Origin of the sequence: Nitratidesulfovibrio oxamicus, from assembly GCF_015731765.1 — a bacterium.
Taxonomy (GTDB): domain Bacteria; phylum Desulfobacterota; class Desulfovibrionia; order Desulfovibrionales; family Desulfovibrionaceae; genus Cupidesulfovibrio; species Cupidesulfovibrio oxamicus.
This window is the reverse complement of record NZ_VRYY01000393.1, coordinates 1-2,392: the sequence shown is the minus strand read 5'-3', so window position 1 is coordinate 2,392 and position 2,392 is coordinate 1. Positions and strand designations below refer to the sequence as shown.

2 protein-coding genes are annotated in these 2,392 nt (G+C 70.6%); both read left to right on the top strand.

What is annotated here, in order from left to right; all coding sequences use genetic code 11:
- The coding region (locus FVW20_RS12740) for a glycosyltransferase family 2 protein (RefSeq protein ID WP_372434994.1) at positions 1 to 475 on the top strand (475 nt) is incomplete at its 5' end.
- Positions 472 to 2,392, top strand: a 1,921-nt coding sequence (gene ligA / locus FVW20_RS12735; RefSeq protein WP_372434993.1) for an NAD-dependent DNA ligase LigA, incomplete at its 3' end; no start/stop codon positions are given. The genes FVW20_RS12740 and ligA, both read left to right, overlap by 4 nt.

Sequence of the window (2,392 nt, the reverse complement as noted above, 5' to 3'; positions counted from 1 at the left end):
GGCGGCCCTGCGCATGGCCCGCATGGGCCCGGCGCTGGCCGCGCGCGGATTGGGCGGACCAGCAGGCAGGGTGGGGGTGTACGCACCGGCGGTGGACCGCAACCCCTACCACCCGCAGATGGTGCGTGATGCGCGCATCCAGTACCGGCGCGTGGCGCTGGTGGACGGCATCGCCCCGCTGATCGACCTGGACTGCGCCCGCGAGGTGGGCGGCGCGGACTGCGCCGACAACCCGCGCGGCTACGGGGTGGACGTCTGGCTGTCCCTGCGGGCGCACAGCGCGGGCTGGCCAGTGGTGGTGGACCATCAACTGGTGATCCGGCATCGCTACCACACCACGGCGCGCTCCGTGGACGGCTTCATGGATGCCGCCGCCCGCGCCGAACACGACTACATGACCCGCCGCCTCGGCCCCGCATGGCGCGACGAGGTGGCCCGGTTGCAACACCAATGGACCGACGAGACCACGCTGTGAGCATTTCCGACGATATTTTCCCGGCCAGCACCGCGCCCGATGCAGACCAAGTCGCCGCCCCGGCCCACATGGCCGTCCGCGCCGAATCGCTGCGCGAACAACTGAACTACCACAGCCACCGTTACTACGTGCTGGACGACGCGGAAATCTCCGACGCCGAATACGACGCCCTGTTCCGCGAATTGCAGGACATCGAGGCGGAATGGCCCAGCCTGCGCACGCCCGATTCCCCCACCCACAGGGTGGGCGATGCGGTGGTGGCCGCGCTGGAAACGCAGGCCCACACCCTGCGCATGTACAGTCTGGACAACGCCTTTTCGGCGGAAGAGTGGGACGCCTTCATCCAGCGCATGCTGCGGGCAGAACCGGGTGCGCCCACGGCGTTCTGGTGCGACCCCAAGATGGACGGGCTGGCGCTGGAAGTGATCTACGAGAACGGGGTGTTCACCACGGCCCTCACGCGGGGCGACGGCGAAAAGGGCGAAATCGTCACCACTGCCATGCGCACCGTGCGCAACCTGCCGTTGCGCCTGCACGGCGATGGCCCGCACCCGGCCCGGCTGGAAGTGCGCGGCGAGGTGGTCATCACCCGCGCGGAGTTCGAGACCCTCAACGCCGCTCGGCGCGGGGCGGGCGAAAAGCTGTTCGCCAACCCGCGCAACGCCGCCGCCGGGTCGGTGCGCCAACTGGATGCCTCGGTCACGGCGGGACGGCCCCTGCGCTTTCTGGCCTACGGGGTAGGGCAGGTGCTCTGGCCGGAGGAGGCTGGCGGCGATGCGGCCCCAGCCGCACAGGGGGCTGAGGCGCGCTGGTCCACCCACGGGCAGGTCATGGCCGCGCTGGCGGACTATGGCTTTGGCACCCCGCCCGATGCACGCCGCTGCGAAACCCCGGCAGACGTCATGGCCTATTACGAAGAATTGGCCCGCCGCCGCCCGGAACTGCCCTTCGAGATCGACGGCGTGGTGGCCAAGCTGGACGATCTGGCCGCGCAGGCCGCGCTGGGCTACACCGCCCGCGCCCCGCGCTGGGCCATCGCCCTGAAGTTTCCTGCCCATCAGGCCACCACCCGGCTGGAGCACATCGCCATCCAGGTGGGCCGCACGGGGGTGCTGACCCCGGTGGCGGAATTGGCCCCCGTGGTCGTGGGCGGGGTTACCGTGTCGCGCGCCACCCTGCACAACGAGGACGAAATCCGCGCCAAGGACCTGCGCGTGGGTGACATGGTTGTCGTGCAGCGTGCGGGCGACGTGATTCCGGAGGTGGTGCGCCCGCTGGTGGACCAGCGTCCTGTTGACGGCCTGCCGGAGTTCGAATTTCCCGCCGAGTGCCCCGTCTGCCACACCCCGGTGCGCCGCGAACCCGGCGAGGCCGCGTGGCGCTGCGTCAACGTGGGCTGTCCCGCCGTGGTGCGCCAGTCCATCATCCACTTCGTGTCCAAGGCCGGGCTGGACATCCAGGGCGTGGGGCGCAGGTGGGTGGAACTGTTGGTGGACCGCGGCAAGGTGACAAGCCCGGCGGACCTGTTCGGGCTGGACAAGCAGACCCTGCTGGCCTTCGAGCGCATGGGGCCGAAACTGGCGGAAAACTTCATCGCCGCCTTTGATGCGGCACGCACCGGGGCCACCCTGAACCGGCTCATCTGCGCGCTGGGCATCCGCCACGTGGGTGAACAGACCGCGCGCACCCTGGCCGCGCACTTCGCCGACCTCGACGCTTTGGGCGCGGCAGAGGCAGAGACGCTGCAACAGTTGCCGGACATCGGACCGGAGGTGGCCGCCTCCATCCGCGCCTTCTTCGCCAACGAGGGCAACCGCGCCCTGCTGGAACGCCTGCGGGGCGTAGGACTGTGGCCGGTGCGTCCGGAGGCGGACGCGGCAGGCGCGCCGGGCGCAGGCAGCGGTCCGCTGGCCGGGC